Here is a 15,496-nt window from a genome sequence, read left to right on the forward strand (position 1 = left end):
TCCTCAAGACCGTACTCAAGACCTTTCTTAAGATGGGGGCGAGCCCGCCTGCTGGCTGTTGAACTCTTCAATCCACTGCTGCACTTCCCGCTGAACACGCTCCACCTCGGCAGGGGGCAGCAATTCCTGGATCAGCACCGCATTGGCCGCCGCACTCTGATGCCCACCGGCACCGGCCAGCGTAAACCAGCGATAGGCCTCCGCCGTATTCTGCGGCGCACCCATCCGGCCATTAAACATCACCACACCCAGCGTGAACTGCGACTGCCGGTCACCATTATTCGCGGCCTTCAAAAACCACTCCAGCGCCTCAGCCTCATCCCGAATCACACCCAGGCCATTCAGATACATCACGGCAATGTTGTACTGCGCATTGGCATTATCCTGATCCGCCGCCAGCGTAAACCACCGCAGCGCCTCAAAATTATCCGCCGCCACGCCCTCGCCATTCAGATACCGAGTGCCCAGCGCAAACTGCGCCGCCGACTCACCAGCCTCTGCGCGAGCCTGTAATGCAGCCAGCCCATCCGACGACTGAGCGAATGCCCCGGCCGCCCAAAAGCACAACCCCAAAACGCAAACTGCCCCGCAGGCCACGCGCCTAAAGGCACGCACCGGCAGGGCAGAACTCATCCAGCGAAAAGAATTCAAACGAAACCGCTCAGAACTGCTCGTACAGACTGTCCGTATCATCGTCAGCAAACACCACACGGTTGGCATCCTCCAGCCACTCCAGCGCCAGTTGCTCACCCCGAACCACATCCGACTCACTCAGACTCTCCCGAATCATCTCCAGCGTAGGCGCCAGATCCCGCTCCCCATTCACATAGGCCAGCGTCAACCACTTAACCGCCTGCACCAGATCCGGCGCCGAAGCCCCCTGACCCGTACGATACATCTCCCCCAGGCGGCGCTGAGCCTGCACATGCCCCTGATTGGCCTCCTGCGTGAACTCCATCATCGCAGCCCGGTAATTCCCCGACTCATAAGCCCGAACCCCAGCCTCAAAATCAGCCAGCACGGCCCCAGAGACCATCAACAGGCCAGCCATTCCAACGGCGCCCAGCGTTTGTTTTATTGATATAGGCATAATGCGACCCTTAGACAATATGTAGAGCGAAACAAAAGATTCCCGATCTTAGCACGACCACCCCGACCCTGGAAATTTCTACAGAAAATATCAAAAAGGGCTTTGAAAATACTGCCAGTTATATATAATACGCACCCTCAACGCACCCGTAGCTCAGCTGGATAGAGTACCTGACTACGAATCAGGTGGTCGCATGTTCGAATCATGCCGGGTGCGCCATTTTTTCGCAGTACATTCAGCCTTTTACCTGTTACGATCCCCCCGCACTTAGCTTCACCAACGTCAGTGCGGGAGTTTTGCGGGACGCGTTGCAGAGCCGGTTTACCGCTTCCAGTAGCTCCAAAATCCCTGCTTCAGAATAGTGACTCGTGATGTCGCCGTTCTTATGGCCAAGGATCGTCTTGCGCGTCTCGTTTGATACACCTGCAGCGCGAAGCCTCTGGCCGCACGTATGACGCAGGTTGTGCACTCCCTTCAGATACACACCATCATCTGGCAGTCCCGCACGAATCCATGAAAACTTCCATGCGGTCGTGTGCATCTTTTTAACCGGGTTGCCTGCCTGGTTCGTAAACACGAATTCAGGATGCTCGCCGCGGCAGCTTTCAACTACCGAGTGAGCGACGTCATTGAGCACCACCAGTTTGTCCTGGCGATTCTTAACGCCGGTACCATCCACCAGATCCGCATCACCCGGGATGATGAAAACCCGACCTTTCAGCGCTTCATTGTCGGTTTTCCATTCCCACCTCCAGCGCAGTCCGCAAACCTCAGCCTCCCGGCAGCCGGTGTTCACAGCATAGAGCGTCATGCGGGCCAGCTTCGGGTGCTGGGCCTTGATGAGCCGTTCCTGTTCGTCCCAGTCCAGAGGGTAGGGCTTTCTTGAATCACTGCGCCCTTGGGGTGGCTTCTGCATCGTGATCAGTGGTGCAGTTTCCAACCAGGTCTTGCCCGATGGATGCCGCCATGATCGAGCACACAGATTGAGCACCCGTCGAACGACAGCCAGTGCACGGTTGATAGAGGCTGTTCTGATGCCATCCGTGCGTCTGGCATCAATGAAAGAACGCAGCGCGTCGTCATGGATGTGCTCTAGCCGCAAGTCTCCAATATAGGAATCCAGTGCCGCCAAATGCCTTGCATCATCCGAGATCGATGCCTTGTCCTGGTAATCAAGCAGGTATTTCGTTGCAGCTTGCCGCCAGATGACGGGTGGCCGCCCAGATAGTTGCGCCTGCCTGATCTCAGCTAACCGGTCCGCGAGGTACTGGTTTGCCGCTTCGATGCTACTGTAGCCAGTGCTTTCACAAAGGCGTCCGTAGTCTTTGACTTTCTTATCGATGTGCCAGGTACCCTTCCGGAAGGTGAGTCCTGGCATTCTTTTCGTACCCATAGAGAATCCCCACTAAGTGTTGCAGGAGGACGCCCGTTGCGACGCTTAATATCGTCGGCAATGGCGTCGAGGTCAAGGCGATCGTATGCGCGGTTCTGCTTGCTGAGCTCGATAACGGTCAGCCTGGGCTTTACCTCATTGTTGAACTGATTGCGGTTCATGCCAAGGTATTCAGGGGCATCTTTGGCACGAATGAAGCGGGGCAGGGAGCTCACGATAACCTCCCGCACCGCTTACACATCGGCCAGTTACCACGCTCCAACATCGATACGCCTTTATAGGTAGTAGCCTCAACGCCACACCGTGATTTCCAGAAGCTCACCCGCTCACCCTTGTGAATCGCTGAGTAGCCTTCGATTTCGTCAGGCAGCCAGTAGTGAGCCAGCCGCCCCGCAAACGGGATCTTGGCCCAACCTTCGCTATTGGCAATTGGCCCGCCGCTGATCATTGTCTGCATGACAACACCTGTTCAGCCCGCTCAAAAGTCATAGTCCGCATCCCGGTAAGCCATACGCGCATGCGCAGCTGGCGCTGTGATCGAGTCTCTTTCCAGTCGGCTTTTTTCATGCTGCAGCACTCAAAACAGAAACGACCCCGAGCGACCGCGCAGCCTCTCTGACGGTCTCCATGTCTTTGCCGTATCCCCAGGGGTCGCCGCCGCAGTACCAGTCAGGCCATGGACCGAAGTGATGGGTAGGCACTCGTGTTCCCTTCACAACATACTCACGAAGATCTTTAGCCAGGTCGCGCAAAGTGCCACCATTACTGAAGCCACGCCACCGGCCAGAGTAGTGCATGTAAATGCGCTTCTCGGTGTATTGGTCGATCCACCAAGCGCGCCCGCGATCATCCACTTCAATGCTGGCGTACCGGCCTTCATATTTGAAGAAGTGCCGCCCGCAGTCACCGATCACCTTGACCAGCGCATTCACGTTCTCGATCCGCTGCTGTCTCAGGCTTTCTCGCAGGGTGTTCCGTTTCATGCTTCCTCCCGCGCCTGGGCGCGCCTATGCAGCAATAAAAAGGCTTCAGCCAACATCTCCTGGTCATCAACGTCTTTTGGATCATAGTCACTGAGCATCAAATCAAAGCCATCACAAACTATTCGTATGAACATCACTCACTCCGCATGCCGAAGAATCACCCGACCATTGGGCGCAATAACCAGATCCGCCCACACCTTCAGATCAAGCCCTTGAACGTCTGCCATGTGTAGGCGCTGGCACATCTGGCCCTGGTGCTCGACAAGATCACCGAACGTGACGTTGTTGCAGGCGATCTGCTTTTCCCAGACTGTCTCGCGCCCGATCTCCCATGAGTGGATAAAGTGGTTGCCGGTGTACGGAAGATCGACCCACTTATGATGGCCGTCTGGCATATCCACTGATGGACAGGACAGGCTGAAGTCTCGATTAAGGGCAACAGGGTAGGGGTTCCAGTTATCGAGCGCCTGACAGTCCCTGAGCGTCAATATGTAGTTTCTGTGCCTGCCGGTACTCATGACGTGACCTGGCTCGTCAATGTGTCCTGCAATGCCGCAGACATGGCCGAATTCGTGCATCATCAAAGCCAGCGCAAAATCATCTGCAACCGGCCTGGCAGCCTTGTCGATGTAGACCTCGCACGAATCCATGACCCACTTTTTTCCGTTCCAGTCCCGGTAGTGGTACATGCAAAGGCCGGCTGTTCTCTGGCCGTATCGGTTATAGATGACATCGCCTGTGGTGTAGGTGACGACAACAGCACCAGGCTTGTGAACAGAGTGGTAAAGCCCTTTGTAATGCAGCGTGTGGCCGACATAGCGCAGGGACCATGCAAAGCAGGCGTATTTGATCATCGCCTCGACCTGCTCAATGGTCACTGTATGCGGCAGGTCTTGGGCGTTCAGGTAGACTGGTATCACTGCAATATCCCAGTCCGATTTGTCGTATTTGTGGGCGTCTGAGCCTGCGATAACTATTTTGGTTTCCATTATTGGGCGGCTCCTTGCTGTGCTGCATTCTTTGATGCTGGCGCACGGCTATTCTTTATCAGTGCGACAATTTCGGTAGCCCGTTTCTCGCATAGGCGCCAGACTTCGTGCCCGTGTCGGTCGCAATTATGGTCGTCCAACAAGTGCTGGGTTGCCTCGGCAAGCGCAATTAGAACATCGTGAAGCGGCCACGGAGTGTCAGCCCCGTACCAGGATGGCCACTGCTGCTGTACGGCTGCGAGCATGTTCGTTAAAGTTGACAGAGATTTTTGCCCGTCTATTGATCTCCATTTTCGCTTTTCTGCAATCGCAAGAGCCTCATCGAGTGAAATGCCACCTCTTTCCCTAAGCATGGTCAGCGACTGATTGTGGTTGGCCTTAGCTTGTTGTTCGTTCAGCAGCTTGGTGGGAATGCCAAGACAAGTGCCCAGGATTGGCATCCACCCATCCGGCAGCGCACGGGGCAGCGGATCATCAGTCAGCTTTCTGTAGACAAATATGGGGTAGGTGCTTTCTCGGTCGGCGCGCATAAACTCAGCGCCCTTGGTTACAATTCGACCGACTGAGTCAACGCAGATTGTGTCCTCGGATCTGACACGATGAATTTTCCAGATTCTCTGTGCCTGATTTACCCAGGCCTGCATCGAATTGAATTGGAAAAGGAGTTCGCCCAGTGAAAGTTGCACGACTGGCATCACTCACCTCCTTGCTGTGCTGCTGCGAGCACTGACTCAAGCTCAGCAATGAATTCGCTGATGTCCTCTTCGTGCTGTTGATGGTATTCGGAGGACCACACTGCGGAATTTGTATCTGGCTCTAGATGGCAATATTCATCTGTGTACTGCTCAAGCTCGGACTTCTTCTTTGCGATGAATTCAGCTATGGCATCCGGCACCGTAGGCAGTGGCCTCTCTGATAAAAACATCAGTCGATCACCCTGCTCGGTGTAGCAGTTCAGCTCAGCGATTTCTCTGGAGCCGTACAAGCGAGGCTTCCTGCCGGGGTATTGGCAGGCCCAGCCAGACCAGCCGCCATCTGGCACAGCAGGGACTGTCTGCTGTGAACATAGGATGGCTTGGTCAAGCAGCCTCATTGGAAAATGCCAGTTGCCGCTTTTAAACTCTTCTCGCGCCTGAATGAGTATCGCGGCATAGGAGCCAGCCTCCCCGCCACCCGCCACCGCAGGGGGCTGGGGTGTGGAGTAGAGTGGAACCAGCTCATGAAGCGATAGTGATTCGCAAACATCACATGACTTTGAGTTGGGACCAAACAGCGACATTGTGTCGTCCCGATTGTCTTTCCAAAGACATCCGCATCCTGTTGGGCACATGTAGATGTGCGCAGTAACTTTCTGTATTGGTGTCATATCGCCTCTCAATGCCCAGATAAAATGTGATCAATCGGACTGTATTTCCCGCACCCATGGAACCTGCCTTTGGTCGGGCAGTTAAGTTTTAGCCAGGCTGTCAGCTCATCAATGTATTGCCGTGTGAAACAATAAAATTCGCGCGTGTAATATTTCTTGATCTGCTGTTCCTGTAGATCTAGTGCCCGCCACCAAAAGTGATACCAGGGCGCGTATTGCAAACTCATTTGTCCGCTCACTGTTTCATTAAACAGAGCATGCAACCTGTCCTTAAACTCACGTCTGCTATCTTCAGCCTCAGCGGATTTGAAGAGATCTTCTGTCACAGCTCAGCCCCGATCACATCCTGTAGATCAAGCGGTCTGGCAGACACTGGTCGCGAAGGTATCAGCCTGGCGCCTTCGTGTTTGAGCGATCCAAATTCACGCGCGATTCTCATGCCTGCGTTCAGTGCTGCCGCTTCACCGCGAGCTTTGACGTAGAACCTGTGGTGCTTTGTCAGCTTCCGGCTGCCTGGTTTCCGGTAGGCGACATACACCTCGTAGGGCCACGCCTTTAAAGGCTCCGTGCGAAGAGGATGATTTTGGCTGAGCGGGGGATTCATGTTCATGCCACCGGCTCCGAGCTTTCTAACTTCATAAAGACAATCCAGTGAGTCCCGTTCTTCTTGCCGGCCGTGTTGCCGAACAATGGCTGTTGCGGGGCCAGCTCCAGAACTTCACGCAATTTGATCTGGGTTTCATTCCACTTGAATACCAAAGTGCCATTCGGCTTCAGAACCCTGAAGCACTCAGCAAATCCCTGTCGCAGATCGTCACGCCAGTCGGTGCTGAGTTTTCCGTACTTCGCGGCCAGCCAGCTTCGCGGGCCTGCTCTCAGAAGGTGGGGTGGATCAAAAGCAACCAGGTGGAATGTAGAGTCCGGGTAGGGCAGTGCGCGGAAATCCATTAACGCATCCGGCTCAATGCAAAGCGCTCGCGTACCATCTGCACGGCCATGCGATCTGTCGGTGACTGTGAGAGATTCGTGCCGCTTATCTCCGAACACGACGTCTGGATGATGCTTGTTGAACCACATCATTTTGCTGCCACAGCATGGGTCGAGAATGATAGGTAGCTGTATTGTCATGCCACCATCTCCGCAACACCCGCCTTGAAATACCGCTGGATTTCATTGCCAATCCACCGCGCCGCTGGAACGCTCACACCATTACCGATCTGCCGGTAAGCATCAGTGTCTGAGCAATTGAACTGAAACCAATCTGGCACGCCCTGCAGCCTTGCCCACTCGCGCACAGAGTAGGGGCGCACACCCATAGGAAAGCGTTTGTCAGCCACCAGCCGGGTGCTTTTGTCTTTTGCGTAATGAGCAACACAGCAAGGTGCGATATCGCCGCGCTCAGGATCGGAAATGATAGGCAGGTCTCGATACTTGCCATTCATGCGCGCAGCAATTGCAGTGGGCAGCGTTACTCGCGGATCTGATTCGAGGATGCTGGCCAGTGGCACTGCTCGACCGGCTTCTGGTGGACGCCATGCAAAGTTTCGACGGCTGCCGATGATGATCAGCCTGTTGCGCTCCTGCGGCAGCCATGTGCTGGACTTGATCGGGCAGAATGTCTGCACGTAGTAGTCAGGCATCCGTGTCATGGCCTCCATTACAACCGGGAAGGCCCGCATGCCCGGCACATTCTCAACCACATAAACCTCTGGTCTTTTGATTGCCAGATGTCGGAGCGCATGCAGGAACAGCTCGTCACCAGTCCTGACGCCGTGAATATCACCGATCGTGCTGTACTTTGTGCAGGGATACGTGAACACCATGGCATCACAGTCCTGTTCATCAAGGGCGAGCTTCTGGGTAATGTCGCACTCGACCACATCATGCTTCAGGTTCTCGCGCTGGACGCGGCAGGCAACCGGGTCAATCTCGAACGACTGAGCAATCCTTAAACCGGCTTCTATCAAACCGATATCCATCAGCCCTGCGCCGGAAAAATAACTGTTCAATGTGATGCTCACGACAGCGCCTCCCCTGCATGCACTTCATCAGACACCCGGTACTCATCCGGCGCTTCAGATTTCTCGTCCAGGTGCTCGAAATAACCGAGCATCCGCTGCGCTACCGGAGTCCTCATTCTGCGTATTTTTTCCATGGCTCTGCGTTCAATATCACCGACAGTGGATCTGGACACGCCTAGAATTTGACCTATCTCTTCGTGGGACATTGAAATTTCGACCAGGTTGTTTGCGCTTCGCGAGCTCATGCCGCCACCTTGGCTTTCTGTTCGGCCTCGGTTACGGCCTTGATGTTGAGCAGGTAGTAAATCGCTGCATCACGCTCTTCGTCAGTCAGCTCTGTGCGCGGATTGAGAAGGCCGACGCTGAACACAATGCTCCCGTGACGCGGCCCGTATCCGTACTCACAATCGCATCGCTGCTCGCCGAATCCTGAGTAGATTTTTACGCCGTGAAACCTTTTGGCCATGTGCTGACACCCAGCAGCAAGATCAGAGATCGCCGAGCTTACAACCGAGTCTCGTCCCTGAGTGGGCTGGTAAACGCCTCCAATCGAAAGAACCTTCCTGGCAAGATCAATAGTCGAGATATTCAGGCCGGAATTGGAAATTGCCAGCTTTGTCCTAAGGTCGCGAAGCTCTGAGTCCACAGATTCTATTGCGGCTTTGTGTTCCTTTATCAGCCGTTCGCGATCTGACTTGCGCTGGTCTATCTTTGAAATAATTTCTGCAAGCATCATCATCCATTCCCTCTCAGTTAATTTCGTGCGCCCCAGCGGTAGCACACTGGCACGGCTTCCCGTCTTTCCGGGCCGTCTTGGGGACTCGGTTAGAAGTTGCCCGCCAGTTTTCGGCTGGCCCGCTCAAGGTCGATGTTGCCAATCCACTCGATCACCTTGAATTCATGGACACGGAAATGCAGTGCCAGCACCTCAATTATTTCGTCGTCAGTTGGGCGCGTTTTTACTTCCGCGATATCCAGGGTCGTAGTCTTGGGAAACTCGGCAGCGGGCTTGGACGCCTCAGTATCTGGCACCGATCGGACAGGTTTACGCTCATCTGAATTTGGTATTCCAGTCTGTGCTACAGCATCAGCCTGGCGCTGTTTCTCGCGCTCCTGGGCGGCAACACGATCAGCTTCCTCCTGCTCTTTGCGGCGCTGATCGGCGGCTTTGCGCTCAGCCAGCTCATCGATGCGCTTTTGCTCTGCAGCCTTGTGATCGTCAACACGTTTGTCGACCAGCAACTGCAGGTGATCATGCGGTTTGTCGACCAACTGCTGCTTATCTGCGAACAGGAACTGATATTCAGAGCCGTAGCTGTTGATGATCTTTAGTGACTCTCGGATGTGGTCGCGCTTTTCATTCAGCGCGATCTTGGCCTTTGCCAGTTCGTCGTCAACAGCGCCACGAAGGCTTTCCAGTGTTCGCTTGTTTTTGATCGCAGCTGAGAAGTCAGGCGCAGCGACTTCGATGCGAACCGGGTGAAATTCCTTGTTGGCCTCATCAAGTGCGGACTGGAATGCGGTACGGCCCTTCGTCACCAGACTGGCGCGAATCTGCTCTTTGCGCTCTGCGACCAGCTTGCTCAATGCCAGACGCTTTTTGCGCATCGCTTCCTTGATGTCGTCCAGTGATCGGAACAGCTCTTCGATGCTGGATGTCTGAGCCAGCGCAGCCTTTTTCACGACCTCGATTTCTTTCTCGGTTTTGTCGCAGAATTTGACTGCTTCCTCAGCATTGGCGAAATCCTGATCGGTTTGCAGATCAGTGTTTATGCCGTTGATGAAGTCCAGCGCAGCAGATCGGAACACTGGCAGGTTGGATGATTGAACCTCGCCGACCAGGCTGACGCGCAAGGCAGGGAATGAGTCAATCGGTTCAGCTTCTGGCTTTGCCGGGATCACTTCGTGTTCGTAGTTTTCCAGATCCTTTTCAAACTGCGACCAACCACGGATAAGCTCAAGATCACGGCCTTGCACGGCTCTATATTCCAGCATCTCGCGCTTCTCGCGAGTGCCGTCAGACACCACAAAATAAATCACATCAATGTCAGGATTCACCAGCATCTGATGTTCGAGCTGCCAGTAATACTCAGGCGGCAATTCTTTATTGCGCACCGCTTCGGCAAGCTGCTCATTCCACAGCTTGTGTTCAAAGCCGATGTTCTCCAGCATGGTCAGGCCGTCATATGAGGCAGCGTAGCGACCGCAATCAGATACACCTGATACTGGGTACAGTTCTTCGCCGATGTCCTCTTCGAGCAGTGAGCGGGCCTGCGCTTCAGTCTCATGGCCTTTGTCGAACAGGCGCTGAACAAAATCACTGTATTCACGATCACCATAGCCAGCCTTTGCCGCCAGCAATTCATTGCGGCGCATCTTTGAGCTGGCAGCCATCATGACGGGCGCCTCAGAGGCGTTAAAACGCTGTCGGCGGTTGGCCAGCCACTCTTCAGAGCCTTGGATAAGATTTGTATGTTTCATTATGATTGCGCTCCTTCAGTTTCAGTGACGGGGGTCAGGTCGAGAATCGCCTGGCGCTGGCCCTCGGTAAGCACCGCTTTGCTGCTCACGGTGTCGATGATCTGTTGCGGAGATTTCTTGCCAGACTCGATGATCTGTTCCCATTTGGGGAAGTTCGTGTTGAAATCCTCATCGGAGTAGAACGGCAATTCATCTCGCTTTGCGCTACCTTGCTGCTGGCGCGGATTCAATTCGACCTCCGCCTGCAGCTCATCCACGGTGTAGACGCCGAGAATCGCGCCCGGAGCATATTGGCGGGTCCAGTTTTTCAACTGGAGATAGCCAAGCTGCTGCTTCTTGTTGGTTTTCCAAAGTGGTGAATTTTTGGTGGTGACATCAGCTATGCAAAGCCACTCGTTCCATGTGATTTCATTCTCGCCGCGCAGGATTGCGCCAACTCTGCAGCACAGCGCATCGCCTTCGCCTTGGTATTCGTAGTGAAACCGGCCCTTGATAGCGCCACTGGCAGAGACAACGGCATTGACCAGCTGAGCCTCATAGCCCAGCTTGCCATTGACCAGGTGAGTCTTTTGCGCAACAGCAAAGGGGTTCATGCCCCATTGCATCGCCTGCATAATCACAGCAAGGCAGTCGCCCGGTGATTTAAGGTGATCCGGCACCGTCACGCGGCTTTCAGACATTGTTTTAGCCAGAGACATCATGCTCTGGATGCTTGTCGGGTCGAGTACGAGCGCTGTCGTGCTTTCGCGGTCGCCTCTGTATTCCTGCAAATCTGTTACTGTCTCGTTCATGATCCTTGTCCCTCGTTTATTGGTTGCTACTTCGATTAGCCGTTGATCAATTTCTGCCGAGTCTGCTGCACCTTGCGGAACGTCTTTTTCAGATCGGTGGCGCAGGCCGGCACATAGTCAAAATCTGGATCGGTCAGGCGCTTTGTCGGCATCGTCACGCGCAGGGCTTTGATGTCGCCCGGCTCGCTGGCTGGGGCGACAGGCTTCTTGCCACCCAGGATTCGTGCAAGGTCAAACTCGAATCTGTTCATGTGATGCCTCCGGCATTTTCAGGGCGCCCACTTTGTAGAGCGCAACCACAGCTTTGTGTAAGGCGAACGACGCCTCGATGTGTCGGTTAATCTCCGGCGTGTCCACGATTGCCAAGCAGGCGCTCAGCGTTTCCGCTCGCCGATCCGCTGGCACTCTCCAGTTGGCTGGATCGCTGTCGAGAATCGCGCTGATGCCAGCATCAGGGCCGTCGATCCATCGGCCAAAAACCTCGAAGCCGTCAATGGCCTTCACCCTGAATGCGGACCACTCGCCCGTTGATGCGTTGCTCAGGGATTCGTACACTTCTTCCGGCTTCAGGGTCAGCTCGCTCATACCTCACCCTTCCTGATCTTCTCAGCAGCCCGATAGGACACATCAACCACATCCCAAAAGCAGCCCCAGACTTGCGGGGGAATCTCGACCAGCTTGCCGGTATCGCAATCGGTCGCCTGAATCGTTACCGCTTCGCTGTGGCGGACAGTGACAACAATCTCGACGTTGTATGTCTCGCGCTCGGTGAGCTTTGCAGTGCCGTTTACTGGTTCCTCGCAGGGTGGCTGCAAATCGTCGTAACGGGCCTGACAGATGCGTAGTGCTGCGCTCATAGAATCGCCCTCGCTGTTTCAATGGTGGCCGCAATCAGGAGCCAGCTACCCATGATGTAAACCAACACTCGACGTGATGTTTCAAGATTCATGACGCCTCCCGAATTCTCACAATGCGCACCGTCCGTGCGACTCGGTTGTATCGCATCTGCTCGTCACCGCCGCCCAGCAGTGTCAAAAAGCACAGTGCAATGGCAGGTATGTACTTCAGATAGCCGCGCCTGAAGCCCTCGGCAACTGCTGCTGTGATGTTGGGTGCATCAAGTTTCCAGAACAGGTTGTTACGGGCAGATTTCACGTTTTCAGTGCCGCAATTCATCTTTCTGGCACTGGCTTTGATGCTGCAACCCTCAGCAGCGTGCAGCAGTGCCGCACCTTCCCGCCGGGGCAGTCTGTTGGCTGCTTCTGTGTTCAATACCAAGTGCATTTCCAGTCCCTCATCTTGTTTTTCAGCCGCCCTGGGTGGCTCAACCCTTTAAGCAGTTCTCGCGGGCCTTCTCGGATACCTGCGGGGTGGCTGATGGTTATAGATTAGGCGCGCCTAACTTATATGTCAAGAATAAAATTAGGTAAACCTAACTCTGGCGAAATAGTGCGGTTTTTGCGAAGAGCGCATTAGCCATTTGGGTAGGTGACGTAGATTTAGGAGGTGATTAGATTTATGGGTTGAAAAGCTTAAGTTATGGATCTGCCTGTTATTTGTGAATACTGGGCGGAAACTCTCAATATTAGTATTTGCGTGGGTTTTGTGTAGGGCGTGGATGTTAGGGGTGTAACAGTGTATTCGTGGCAACACTGTTAAAATTGTTGAATAAGGTAGTGCAACTAATATATAGTTGCAGAAAACGGTACGGTGATACGTTTGGCAACTGGTAAAAAGCTGCTAGAAAAGTTGAAGGATAATCCTAAGCTCGTATTTTCGTGGCGTGAGTTATGTGCAATTTTGTCCTATTTGGGTTACCAAGACATTCCCTCAAAGAAGGGAAGCTCGTCATATCGATTCGTCCATCGCGATACAAAACACATTATTTTGTTGCATAGAACACATCCTCAGAAGGATGTGGTGATAGGCGCGCGCAATGACGTTATAAAAGCACTGAAAGAAACTGGAGTATTACCATGACTAAGACATTGACACACAAAGGTTACTTAGGAACCGTTGAGTGTGACTTTGAGGGGATGTGCTTACACGGCAAATTGCTATTCGTGAACGATGTTGTTAGCTACCAGGGCGATACAGTCCCTGAAATCGAGAAAGCATTTAAGGATGCGGTTGATGAATATCTGGAGCTTTGTCAAGAAATAGGTCGAGACCCGGACAAGCCATTTACTGGCAGCTTTAACATTCGAATAAAGCCAGAGCAGCATAGAGCTCTGGCGGTTAGATCGGCGAATTCCGGCGAGTCTATCAACCACATTGTGGCCCAAGCTATTTATCATCACCTTAATGGTGGGCGCAAATCTGGGGATGTTCACTACCACTATACGTACTATAACGTTCCGACTCAGCCTAGCGAGAAGCCGCAATTCTCTGACACGAAGATAGAGTTTGATAGGAAAACAGGTGGTTCCAGCGCGAGTGCAAAGTTATGAAAACCGGCTTTATAGACAATTTGCTGCTTGTTGAAAAGAGTCTTTGCTTGGTCGATATCGAGCAACTGTCTGAAAAGGCCGAAACAGTGGCAGTAAGAATTGGCTTTATGATTAAAGATGAAGACGAGCTGTGCTCGGCGAACGTTGGGGATAAACTGGAGTATGTTGTAGGTGTTAGGGTTCAGATGGCCGACGCGGATCATGAGTTCGACCCCGAGTCTTCAATTACTGATGACGACCCAGAGTTGCTTTTTCGGGCAGAGGTTCGTTTCAGACTGGTGTTGTCAGTAACAAAGAAGATAGAGTGTGACGACCCCATGCCCAAAGCCTACACTGCGGAAATAATGTCATTAGTCTACGATGATATCCGCGTTACACTGGAAGATATTTTCAATAAATCTCAATATCGTGGTTTCTATTTGCCAGTTGACTTCCGGACTGCCCTTAAGAGCGCTGAAGGTTGATCGCTTTCGTCGCGCGATCAGCCCCGCTAAATTTCGAAAATAAGTGGCAAGGAGCCGCAGCATAATCTTAAATATAGCTATACCCAGCAGGAAGCGAAGCCGCTGAGTCAATCCCGCCCCGAGAGGGGCGGGTTACCCTTTCCATCTAATTGTCTGTCACCCTTAGCGGCAATGGTGCGCCGGTATAGACAAAGTCCCCGCCCTCGGTTGCATATCCGATAAACAGATTCATGACCAACTCATCATTCAGGGCGCCTGTGAAAACAGAGACCTCTTGGCTCTGCCGAAGATAAACATCGTCTTGGAAAGGCACCAGGGACGCCACATCACCATTGAAAGGCGTGAAACGACCAGCTGGATCAATAGAGAACAGCCCAGCAGGGATGTCTGCAACCAGGAAAATATCGAACCGCTGCCCAATATGCGCCCGATCTGGAAGTACAGACACCGTAATCTGAATTTGATCTGATGGCGAAACCTGTGAGCTATAGGCGCACTGGCTGAGTTTTCGCACGCCAAGGCCAAAAACAGCGGAGGATGATTGGCGCTTAATCTCGTCCCAGCCAGCTGATTCAAGTCGAGAGCCAGCCGAAATAGGGGCCCCGAGGACAGCCTCAATGGCTTCACGCTCCGCGCTATCAATCTCAAGACCATATCGCCTTTTAACTTCCATCCAGTTCTTCACATAGTCGCAGCGATGGCTGGCGTTTGTCGGTAGCCATTCTGCGGGATCCCTAGCACCTTTAGACCGGTTTGCGCTGGCACTGACGGCAATCAGGGCTTTGGATAGAACCAGATCATTGGCAAATGCTTCGCGCCTGCCTGCATCCCAGCTATAGGCGCCACTGTTGTGAGCCTCCTGCAGCGGAACCATGTGATCGATATCCAAATCGCTCGGATCAGTGTAATTAACGCCAGTGTATGGGTCTAGCCACAGGCCTGCGACGACAGTGCAGCCGTCAGCGCTCAACGTCGCTGGTACGATACTCTCGATCAGTAGCACCTCGTGTCGTGCATTTCGGCAGTTGCTGTCAGCATCAACCCAGTGACGGTATAGATCGCGATCATAGGGAGGGGACACTGCGCCCTTGTCGCCAGTCGTCGGGTTAGATGGGCTCGTGGGGCCTGTGGGGCTTGTAGGTGTCGTAGGGGTGGTTGGGCTTGATCCCAACTCCCTAAGCATCGCATCTTTAGAGGGGAAAGACCGCCCAGCAAATCGGCCTTGGTGGCAGTGGTAAGTCCCAGTCGCCGTTTGATTGTGGCAACCGTATGAGTCGAGACCGCCGCCATGTGCGCACGCCAGCGCCGGGAACACTATTATCAGAATCGTCAGGAATTTCCAGAAACGTAAGTATCTGCCCATAGCTCAGCTCGCTTTTGTGATTTTAATTATTGTGCGGCTTGAGTCTATAAGGTTTCTCGGGCACAGATCATTGCCCAAATGGGTGTGTATTGAGTTGCCAGTAGC

24 protein-coding genes and 1 tRNA gene are annotated in these 15,496 nt (G+C 53.5%); 4 read left to right on the forward strand and 21 right to left on the reverse strand.

Features of this window, described 5'->3' with window-relative positions:
- Window positions 1-27: 27 nt before the first annotated feature.
- Complete coding sequence (locus tag LVD14_RS09005) at window positions 28-573, reverse strand: tetratricopeptide repeat protein (RefSeq protein ID WP_237133754.1); 546 nt, start codon at window positions 571-573, stop codon at window positions 28-30.
- An 88-nt stretch (window positions 574-661) separates the two neighbouring features.
- Window positions 662-1,090 (reverse strand): hypothetical protein, encoded by a 429-nt coding sequence (locus tag LVD14_RS09010; RefSeq protein WP_237133755.1) that lies wholly within the window; start codon window positions 1,088-1,090, stop codon window positions 662-664.
- A 142-nt stretch (window positions 1,091-1,232) separates the two neighbouring features.
- Here LVD14_RS09010 and LVD14_RS09015 point away from each other — a divergent pair.
- Window positions 1,233-1,309, forward strand: a tRNA-Arg gene (locus LVD14_RS09015).
- 31 nt (window positions 1,310-1,340) lie between these two features.
- On the opposite strand, the gene LVD14_RS09020 is transcribed toward LVD14_RS09015, so the two are convergent.
- The 18 genes from LVD14_RS09020 to LVD14_RS09105 all read right to left on the reverse strand — a co-directional run bounded on the left by LVD14_RS09020 (window position 1,341) and on the right by LVD14_RS09105 (window position 12,398).
- Complete coding sequence (locus tag LVD14_RS09020; RefSeq protein WP_237133756.1) at window positions 1,341-2,483, reverse strand: tyrosine-type recombinase/integrase; 1,143 nt, start codon at window positions 2,481-2,483, stop codon at window positions 1,341-1,343.
- A gap of 211 nt (window positions 2,484-2,694) precedes the next feature.
- Window positions 2,695-2,940, reverse strand: a complete 246-nt coding sequence (locus LVD14_RS09025) for a hypothetical protein (RefSeq protein WP_237133757.1) — start codon at window positions 2,938-2,940, stop codon at window positions 2,695-2,697.
- Between the two features lie 106 nt (window positions 2,941-3,046).
- A complete protein-coding gene (locus LVD14_RS09030) occupies window positions 3,047-3,466 on the reverse strand; it encodes a hypothetical protein (RefSeq protein ID WP_237133758.1) in 420 nt (139 codons plus the stop codon).
- Window positions 3,463-3,600, reverse strand: coding sequence for a hypothetical protein (locus LVD14_RS09035; RefSeq protein WP_237133759.1), 138 nt, complete (start codon window positions 3,598-3,600; stop codon window positions 3,463-3,465). Before LVD14_RS09035 ends, LVD14_RS09030 begins: the two co-directional genes overlap by 4 nt.
- A gap of 3 nt (window positions 3,601-3,603) precedes the next feature.
- Window positions 3,604-4,455 carry a hypothetical protein gene (locus LVD14_RS09040; RefSeq protein WP_237133760.1) on the reverse strand — a complete coding sequence of 284 codons (852 nt, stop codon included), beginning with the start codon at window positions 4,453-4,455 and terminating at the stop codon, window positions 3,604-3,606.
- Window positions 4,455-5,150 carry a hypothetical protein gene (locus tag LVD14_RS09045; protein ID WP_237133761.1) on the reverse strand — a complete coding sequence of 232 codons (696 nt, stop codon included), beginning with the start codon at window positions 5,148-5,150 and terminating at the stop codon, window positions 4,455-4,457. The genes LVD14_RS09040 and LVD14_RS09045 overlap by 1 nt, the downstream gene beginning before the upstream one ends.
- Window positions 5,150-5,440 carry a hypothetical protein gene (locus LVD14_RS09050; protein ID WP_237133762.1) on the reverse strand — a complete coding sequence of 97 codons (291 nt, stop codon included), beginning with the start codon at window positions 5,438-5,440 and terminating at the stop codon, window positions 5,150-5,152. Before LVD14_RS09050 ends, LVD14_RS09045 begins: the two co-directional genes overlap by 1 nt.
- A gap of 703 nt (window positions 5,441-6,143) precedes the next feature.
- A complete protein-coding gene (locus tag LVD14_RS09055; protein WP_237133763.1) occupies window positions 6,144-6,431 on the reverse strand; it encodes a hypothetical protein in 288 nt (95 codons plus the stop codon).
- Entirely contained in the window at window positions 6,428-6,949 is a 522-nt protein-coding gene (locus LVD14_RS09060) for a class I SAM-dependent methyltransferase (protein ID WP_237133764.1), read from the reverse strand. Before LVD14_RS09060 ends, LVD14_RS09055 begins: the two co-directional genes overlap by 4 nt.
- Window positions 6,946-7,842: a DNA cytosine methyltransferase gene (locus LVD14_RS09065; RefSeq protein ID WP_237133765.1), complete on the reverse strand. Its 897-nt coding sequence runs from the start codon at window positions 7,840-7,842 to the stop codon at window positions 6,946-6,948. The genes LVD14_RS09060 and LVD14_RS09065 overlap by 4 nt, the downstream gene beginning before the upstream one ends.
- A complete protein-coding gene (locus tag LVD14_RS09070) occupies window positions 7,839-8,087 on the reverse strand; it encodes a sigma factor-like helix-turn-helix DNA-binding protein (RefSeq protein ID WP_237133766.1) in 249 nt (82 codons plus the stop codon). The genes LVD14_RS09065 and LVD14_RS09070 overlap by 4 nt, the downstream gene beginning before the upstream one ends.
- A complete protein-coding gene (locus LVD14_RS09075) occupies window positions 8,084-8,623 on the reverse strand; it encodes a hypothetical protein (RefSeq protein WP_237133767.1) in 540 nt (179 codons plus the stop codon). Before LVD14_RS09075 ends, LVD14_RS09070 begins: the two co-directional genes overlap by 4 nt.
- 44 nt (window positions 8,624-8,667) lie before the next feature.
- Entirely contained in the window at window positions 8,668-10,323 is a 1,656-nt protein-coding gene (locus LVD14_RS09080) for a YqaJ viral recombinase family protein (protein WP_237133768.1), read from the reverse strand.
- The gene (locus tag LVD14_RS09085; protein ID WP_237133769.1) at window positions 10,323-11,114 is read right to left on the reverse strand and encodes a RecT family recombinase; all 792 of its coding nucleotides are present in this window, start codon (window positions 11,112-11,114) and stop codon (window positions 10,323-10,325) included. Before LVD14_RS09085 ends, LVD14_RS09080 begins: the two co-directional genes overlap by 1 nt.
- Before the next feature lie 35 nt (window positions 11,115-11,149).
- Entirely contained in the window at window positions 11,150-11,365 is a 216-nt protein-coding gene (locus LVD14_RS09090; protein WP_237133770.1) for a hypothetical protein, read from the reverse strand.
- Window positions 11,346-11,699, reverse strand: coding sequence for a hypothetical protein (locus tag LVD14_RS09095; protein ID WP_237133771.1), 354 nt, complete (start codon window positions 11,697-11,699; stop codon window positions 11,346-11,348). Before LVD14_RS09095 ends, LVD14_RS09090 begins: the two co-directional genes overlap by 20 nt.
- On the reverse strand, window positions 11,696-11,971 hold the full coding sequence (locus LVD14_RS09100; protein ID WP_237133772.1) for a hypothetical protein: 276 nt from the start codon (window positions 11,969-11,971) through the stop codon (window positions 11,696-11,698). The genes LVD14_RS09095 and LVD14_RS09100 overlap by 4 nt, the downstream gene beginning before the upstream one ends.
- A gap of 88 nt (window positions 11,972-12,059) precedes the next feature.
- On the reverse strand, window positions 12,060-12,398 hold the full coding sequence (locus tag LVD14_RS09105; RefSeq protein ID WP_237133773.1) for a LuxR C-terminal-related transcriptional regulator: 339 nt from the start codon (window positions 12,396-12,398) through the stop codon (window positions 12,060-12,062).
- Between the two features lie 426 nt (window positions 12,399-12,824).
- On the opposite strand from LVD14_RS09105, the gene LVD14_RS15650 reads away from it, so the two are divergent.
- From LVD14_RS15650 to LVD14_RS09115, 3 genes are read left to right on the forward strand one after another with little or no spacing between them, the layout of a single operon-like run.
- Complete coding sequence (locus LVD14_RS15650) at window positions 12,825-13,094, forward strand: type II toxin-antitoxin system HicA family toxin (protein ID WP_411268271.1); 270 nt, start codon at window positions 12,825-12,827, stop codon at window positions 13,092-13,094.
- Window positions 13,091-13,564: a type II toxin-antitoxin system HicB family antitoxin gene (locus LVD14_RS09110; RefSeq protein WP_237133774.1), complete on the forward strand. Its 474-nt coding sequence runs from the start codon at window positions 13,091-13,093 to the stop codon at window positions 13,562-13,564. Before LVD14_RS15650 ends, LVD14_RS09110 begins: the two co-directional genes overlap by 4 nt.
- Window positions 13,561-14,028 (forward strand): hypothetical protein, encoded by a 468-nt coding sequence (locus LVD14_RS09115; protein ID WP_237133775.1) that lies wholly within the window; start codon window positions 13,561-13,563, stop codon window positions 14,026-14,028. Before LVD14_RS09110 ends, LVD14_RS09115 begins: the two co-directional genes overlap by 4 nt.
- Window positions 14,029-14,173: 145 nt before the next feature.
- Here LVD14_RS09115 and LVD14_RS15655 read toward each other — a convergent pair whose 3' ends face one another.
- Entirely contained in the window at window positions 14,174-15,391 is a 1,218-nt protein-coding gene (locus LVD14_RS15655) for an HNH endonuclease (RefSeq protein ID WP_411268272.1), read from the reverse strand.
- Window positions 15,392-15,496 lie beyond the last annotated feature (105 nt).

It is taken from the genome of Pseudohongiella sp. O18, from assembly GCF_021729085.1.
GTDB lineage: Bacteria > Pseudomonadota > Gammaproteobacteria > Pseudomonadales > Pseudohongiellaceae > Pseudohongiella.